The sequence below is a fragment of the Pseudomonas sp. S32 genome, assembly GCF_016648095.1.
Taxonomy (GTDB): Bacteria; Pseudomonadota; Gammaproteobacteria; order Pseudomonadales; family Pseudomonadaceae; genus Aquipseudomonas; species Aquipseudomonas parafulva.
In genome coordinates, this window is sequence record NZ_JACVVF010000040.1 from 36,395 (window position 1) to 44,049 (window position 7,655).

The 7,655-nt window shown below is 59.6% G+C and carries 1 protein-coding gene; it reads right to left on the minus strand.

Going from position 1 to position 7,655, the window contains the following annotated elements:
• Positions 1-136: 136 nt before the first annotated feature.
• Positions 137-7,655: immunoglobulin-like domain-containing protein (locus tag IAE38_RS24095; RefSeq protein ID WP_201218637.1), on the minus strand; the 7,519-nt coding region annotated here is incomplete at its 5' end.

The window sequence follows — 7,655 nt, forward strand, 5'->3', positions numbered from 1 at the left end:
CTTGTCAGTAGACAGCAGCATAGGCAAAAAGCGCCGGGCACGTTGGCCCGGCGCCGGATTATGCGCTGTGGTCGTTAGGCGGGGAAGCCTGGCAGGCGCATTGGGGCGGCGTTGGAGGCCGCCCCGTGCACGGTGATCAGCTGTCCTTGTTATGGATGATGATGGTGGGGTCGGCACCGCTGATCAACGAGTTGATCGATTGGTTGGACCAGTTCACACCTTCCAGCTTGATGGTGACATCGACGTTGGCCAGGCCACCGGTAGCATTGAGCTTGCCTTCACTGCTGACCTGGAGCGTGGTCGTACCTTCCACCGTGGTGAGCTTCAGGTAGTTGTCGATCGTACTGCCCTTCTCGCCCTGCAGCAGGTCCTTGAGGTCGATACGGTCGCCTTCACCCTTGTTGAAGTCCTTGATCACATCGTTGCCGTAGTCGCCGGCCTTCCATACGAAGGTGTCGGCACCGCTGCCACCGATCAGGATATCGTCACCCGGGCCGCCAATGAGGATGTCGTTGCCGGAGCCGCCCAGCAGGATGTCATTGCCCTTGCCACCGTCCAGTATGTCGTTGCCGCCTTGGCCAAAGAGAATATCGTTGCCGTTACCGCCCGACAGAATGTCATTGCCGTCGTTGGTACCGGAGATATCGAACTCTTTGTAATGCTCGGTGATGTACTGGTGCATCGCCTTGCTGTCCACGGCACTGGAATCCACGCCGGTCTTCATCGCGACATAGTTCTGCAGCGCTTCGATGCCGTTGCCTGCAACCGACGGCATGGTGATCAGGTCGCCGAAGATGATGTCGTTGCCGTCACCGCCATTGACCGTGTCATTGCCTGGCGCCGTGGCGTCGGTATGGCCGAGTACCGCATTGGCCAGGTTGGAGGCGTCGATGTTGGTTTGCGGGTTGCCGTCAGAGTCGTAAGGCTTCAGGTCATCGGTATTTACACCGCTGCCGATACCAATGGCTTCGATGGTTGGCGACAACGCCTTGAGCAAGGCGAACGCGCTCTTGGAGTTGCTGACGGTGTCGGCGTCGGCGTAGTTACCTTGGCCAGCAAGGCTCGACAACTCATACGTACCATCACCCTGCGCATGCAGCACGCCGCTCACAGCCGTGCTCCAGCCCCAGAAGCCGGCCTTGTACACAGCCAGGTTGCCGTTGCTGTCGATCTGCAGGACGTTGTTGCTGTCCAGGTTGACGTTCACGGTCTGGCCAAGCTTGTAATTGATCGACGACAGGTAGGCATCCATCATGATGTTTGCCTTACTGCTGCTGTAGCTGACAAGCGTAGGGTTGGTCCTCTCGCCGGTCTGGTAGAACGTAGGCTGGCCGTCGGTGATGAAGAAGGTCTGGTTAGTACCGGACACACCCGCATCTTTCAGGTTCTGGAACCAGTTTGCCGTGGTCTTGAACGCATCTTCGTAGTTGGTACCGCCGTCGGCACTCATTGCGCTGAGTGCGTTTTTCAGTGTCTGCAGGGCGGAACCGTCGGACAGGTTCACCGAAACGGTCGATTTCACCTGGGTGGCGAAGTCCACCAGCAGCACGTTGACCGTACCGGATGTGGAACCCTTCACGCTGTTGGACAGGGTGGTGAACACAGACTGCAGCGCTTTCTGCGCAGCATCCACCGAGTTCTTCATACTGCCCGAGGTATCCACGATGAATGCCAGGTTGTAGCTCTGCCCTGGGGTCACATGGAAGCCACCGATATCAGACACGATGATCTCGTTGGCGCCGGTACCGGTGAAGTTGTCGCTGTCGGCGGTCAGGTTGGTGGACGTGTAGGTATCCCCGTACACCGTGACCTTGATCGTGCCTTCATTGACTGCCTTGCTGCCGCCAACGCTCTCGGTGGAGGTAGAGGTGACCTTCACGTCGAACTGGCCCTGGTAGTAGGCCGGTGGTTTGATGGTGAGGCTGCCCAGCTTCCAGCCGGTAACATCCACACCCGACGCGCCCACGGTGGCGGTATGGCCAGCACCATCACTGACCACCGAGCCTGCCGGGATGCCGGACAGCTTCACGTTCAGGCTTTCGGAGCCGTCTGTGTCGGTCAGGGCGGTAGAGATACCGACCAGTTTGACCGTGCCATTCTCAGGCCCTTCGTTGAGCTTGTAGCCGTCGTAGTAATTCTGGCCGTTGACCGTGTGCATGTCGGACACGCTCAGGCCAGCGTTACCCATCTCGGTGACGTTCTGGTACATCTTGATGTTCGAGCTGCTCAGGTCCGTCACGGCACCGGAGCCCACCTGGATATTCAGGTCATAGCTACCCGGGCCAGACTGGTTGGCATGGTAGATCTCGATTGGGTAATAACCCGAGGAGGCCGGCGTGAAGGTGCCGGACACCTGGCCACCACCGCCCCAGGTGGTGGTAACTACGGCCTTGCCGCCTACGTTCACCAGGAAGCTGTCGTCAGCCGTACCGCTGAAGGTGTAGGTTTTGCCAGCTTCCAGGTAGATCAGGCCGGACGTCTTCGAACCGGTACCCGCGTTCACGTTGCCGTCGGACTGCACGTTGGTGATGGTGCCGCTGGAATTGGCGTTGCCAGAGTTGGCAAACACCGTCTTCAGCTCGTCGCCGGTAATACCGTTGCCGCCGGTGCCCAGGTTTTTAAGGCTGGTCCACACTTCCTTGGTCAGCCCTTTGGACTCGACATCGGCACTGCCGATTGCCAGCGTCGGCATGTCTGCCACCGGGCTGATATCGACCTTCATGGTCACTTCGGTGCCCAGGTTGGTGCCGTCGTTCGGTTTGTACTTGAACTGTGCGTAGTCAGCCTGCTGGTTGCCCACACCGGTGCCGCCGTAGCCATCGGCGCCGGACTGGTTGAGCAGCGGCACGAACTTCAACTTGCTGGCAGTGATGTCCGCCTGGCTGACCACCTGGCCCACGGTGACGTTGGTCCAGGCAGTACCATTGAAGAACTTCAGGCTACCGGCAACCGGCAGCGAAGTGATGGTCACAAACAGGCCGGTGTTGCCGTCTGGGTCGGTGACCTTGAAGTCATTCCAGGCGAACACGTAGTCGGTATCTTCGACGCCGTACACAGCACCGCCCGGCGACACTGGCAGGTTGTCGTTGTCGATGATGGCCGTAGTGACGCTGCCCTTGCTGCTGTCGACCTGCAGGTTTTCGAAGTTGCCACCAGTGGCACTGTCGATCTTCACCGTGAAGTTCTCGGTACCTTCCACCAGCTTGTCATCGATGGTCGGTACGTCGAAGGTCACCCCAGAGCTGTTGGCCGGGATCTTGACGGTGGTAACGCCCGTGAAGTCTTCACCGTTCTTGGCGGTGCCGGAATAGCTGAGGGTGATGGTGACTTCAGCTTTCGACGGATTGCTCAGGGTCAGTGTGTAGTGGGCCGTTTCACCTTCGGTCAGTGATGTGGTGCCGCTGATGCCCACGGTGGTCAAGTCGCCCTGGCCCGCAGGTTCGTCGGTCACGGCGGTGGTCACCGAGGCCTTGTTGGCTACCAGGTTCTCGAACTGCTTGTCGCCGGCAACTGCCAGGTCGGTAATCGCTTTCACGATCGCAGGCTGGCCACCCACATACACGTCGTCTGGTGCGTTGATGCTCACGGTGCCGCTGGCGGAGCCGGCAGCGATGAACACCTGGGTACCACCGGTCAGGGTCACGGTCACACCGCCGTGGCCAGTGACTGGCAGGCTGCTGTCTTCACTCACCAGGGTGACGGTGTAGGTGATCTTGCCACCTTCGACCACGGTGTTGTTATCCACAGACAGCACCGCAGTGACCTTGCTGATGGTGTCGGTGACGTTGACCGAAGCTGGGCCGCCAATGACCAGGTTCTCGAACGTGGCGTTCGAGACTTCGGCCTTGGTGATGCCCACTTGGATTTTGCCTTCGTCTTTGAAGACATCATCGCCCTGAGCCGGTGCGGTGTAGGACTTGCTGGTTTCACCTGCCTTGAACACAACCGTGGCGTTATTGCTCAGGGTAACAGTGAGGTCTTTATCCAGCGCACGGTTCAAGGTCAGCGTGAAGAGCGGCGCTGTGGCTTCGTTGACAGAAGCCTGGTTGGCCACGATGTTCACCTGTACCAGGTCGCCCTGGCCAGCAGGCTCATCAGTCACAGCTGTAGTAACCGACGTTTTGTTGGCCACCAGGTTTTCGAACTGTTTATCGCCGGCAACTGCCAGGTCGGTGATCGCTTTCACGATCGAAGGCTGGCCACCGACATACACGTCATCTGGTGCGTTGATGCTCACGGTGCCGCTGGCGGAGCCGGCAGCGATGAACACCTGGGTACCACCGGTCAGGGTCACGGTCACACCGCCGTGGCCAGTGACTGGCAGACTGCTGTCTTCACTCACCAGGGTGACGGTGTAGGTGATCTTGCCGCCTTCGACCACGGTGGTGTTATCCACAGACAGCACCGCAGTGACCTTGCTGATGGTGTCGGTGACGTTCACCGAAGCTGGGCCGCCGATGACCAGGTTCTCGAACGTGGCGTTCGGGACTTCGGCCTTGGTGATGCCCACTTGGATTTTGCCTTCATCTTTGAAGACGTCATCGCCCTGAGCAGGTGCGGTGTAGGACTTGGTGGTTTCACCTGCTTTGAACACAACGGTGGCGTTGTTGCTCAGGGTGACAGTCAGGTCCTTGTCCAGTGCACGGTTCAAGCTAAGGGTAAAGGTAGGTGCCGTGGCTTCGTTCACCGAAACTTGGTTGGCCACGATGTTCACCTGTACCAGGTCGCCCTGGCCAGCAGGCTCGTCAGTGACGGCGGTGGTGACCGAAGCTTTGTTGGCTACCAGGTTTTCGAACTGCTTGTCGCCGGCAACTGCCAGGTCGGTAATCGCTTTCACGATCGAAGGCTGGCCGCCCACATACACGTCGTCTGGGGCGTTGATGCTCACGGTGCCGCTGGCGGAGCCGGCAGCGATGAACACCTGGGTGCCACCGGTCAGGGTCACGGTCACACCGCCGTGACCAGTGACTGGCAGGCTGCTGTCTTCACTCACCAGGGTGACGGTGTAGGTGATCTTGCCACCTTCGACCACGGTGGCGTTATCCACAGACAGCACCGCGGTGACCTTACTGATGGTGTCGGTGACGTTGACCGACGCCGGGCCGCCGATGACCAGGTTCTCGAATGTGGCGTTCGGGACCTCGGCTTTGGAGATGCCGACTTCGATTTTGCCCTCATCTTTGAAGACATCATCGCCCTGGGCCGGTGCGGTGTAAGACTTGCTGGTTTCACCCGCCTTGAACACCACCGTGGCGTTGTTGCTCAGGGTGACAGTCAAGTCCTTGTCCAGTGCACGGTTCAAGCTAAGGGTGAAGGTCGGTGCCGTAGCCTCGTTTACAGAGGCCTGGTTGGCGACGATGTTGACCTGTACCAGATCACCCTGGCCAGCAGGCTCGTCGGTCACGGCAGTGGTGACCGAGTTTTTGCTAGCCACCAGGTTCTCGAACTGCTTGTCGCCGGCAACTGCCAGGTCGGTAATCGCTTTCACGATCGAAGGCTGGCCACCGACATACACGTCATCGGGTGCGTTGATGCTCACGGTGCCGCTGGCGGAGCCGGCAGCGATGAACACCTGAGTGCCACCGGTGAGGGTCACGGTAACGCCGCCATGGCCAGTGACTGGCAGGCTGCTGTCTTCGCTCACCAGGGTGACGGTGTAGGTGATCTTGCCACCTTCGGCCACGGTGGTGTTATCCACAGACAGCACCGCGGTGACCTTGCTGATGGTGTCGGTGACGTTGACCGAAGCTGGGCCGCCGATGACCAGGTTCTCGAACGTGGCGTTCGGGACTTCAGCCTTGGTGATGCCTACTTGGATTTTGCCTTCATCTTTGAAGACGTCATCGCCTTGTGCCGGAGCGGCATAGGACTTGGTCGTCTCGCCCGCCTTGAATACAACGGTGGCGTTGTTGCTCAGCGTGACGGTCAGATCCTTGTCCAGCGCGCGGTTCAGGGTCAGCGTGAAGGTCGGTGAAGTAGCCTCGTTCACCGACGCCTGGTCGGCCACGATATTGACCTGCACCAGGTCGCCCTGGCCGGCCGGTTCGTCTGTCACGGTGGTGGTCACAGTTGCTTTGTTGGCCACCAGGTTCTCGAACTGCTTGTCGCCGGCAACTGCCAGGTCGGTAATCGCTTTCACGATCGCAGGCTGGCCACCGACATACACGTCATCGGGTGCGTTGATGCTCACAGTGCCGCTGGCGGAGCCAGCAGCGATGAACACCTGGGTGCCACCGGTGAGGGTCACGGTCACACCGCCGTGGCCAGTGACCGGCAGGCTGCTGTCTTCGCTCACCAAGGTGACGGTGTAGGTGATCTTGCCACCTTCAACCACGGTGTTGTTATCCACAGACAGCACAGCGGTGACCTTGCTGATGGTGTCGGTGACGTTCACCGAAGCTGGGCCGCCGATGACCAGGTTCTCGAACGTGGCGTTCGGGACTTCGGCCTTGGTGATGCCTACTTCGATTTTGCCTTCGTCTTTGAAGACGTCATCGCCTTGTGCCGGTGCGGTGTAGGACTTGCTGGTTTCACCTGCCTTGAACACAACCGTGGCGTTGTTGCTCAGGGTAACAGTGAGGTCTTTGTCCAGCGCACGGTTCAAGGTCAGCGTGAAGAGCGGCGCGGTGGCTTCGTTGACAGAAGCCTGGTTGGCCACGATGTTCACCTGTACCAGGTCGCCCTGGCCAGCAGGCTCATCGGTCACAGCTGTAGTGACGGACGTTTTGTTGGCTACCAGGTTTTCAAACTGCTTGTCGCCGGCAACTGCCAGGTCGGTAATCGCTTTCACGATCGAAGGCTGGCCACCGACATACACGTCGTCGGGTGCGTTGATGCTCACGGTGCCGCTGGCGGAGCCGGCAGCGATGAACACCTGGGTGCCACCGGTCAGGGTCACGGTCACACCGCCGTGACCAGTAACTGGCAGGCTGCTGTCTTCGCTCACCAGGGTAACGGTGTAGGTGATCTTGCCGCCTTCGGCCACGGTGGTGTTATCCACAGACAGCACCGCGGTGACCTTGCTGATGGTGTCGGTGACGTTGACCGAAGCTGGGCCGCCGATGACCAGGTTCTCGAACGTGGCGTTCGGGACTTCGGCCTTGGTGATGCCCACTTGGATTGTGCCTTCATCTTTGAAGACGTCATCGCCTTGTGCCGGTGCGGCATAGGACTTGGTCGTCTCGCCCGCCTTGAACACAACGATGGCGTTGTTGCTCAGGGTGACGGTCAGGTCCTTGTCCAGTGCGCGGTTCAGGGTCAGGGTGAAGGTCGGCGCCGTAGCCTCGTTCACCGACGCCTGGTCGGCAACGATGTTCACCTGAACCAGGTCGCCTTGGTTGCCCGAGCCTGGAGTGCCCGAGCCTGGCTCGTCGGTCACGGCAGTGCTGACTGGCGTTTTGTCCAACGTCAGTTGTTCGAACTTCCAAGCATCGGCACCACTGACCGACACGATGGCGTTCTGTACAGGTGGGTTGGCGCCGATATAGACGTTATCCGGTGCCGTCGCGGTTGCTGAACCCACAGTGCCATTGGCGGGTACCACGACGGTGGTGCCATCTTTCAAGTGGAAGTACAGCTCGGCGTGGTTGTTGATCGGCAAGCCGTCTTTGTTGGTCAGCGTCACGGTATAGGTGATCTGGCCGCCTTCGCTGACC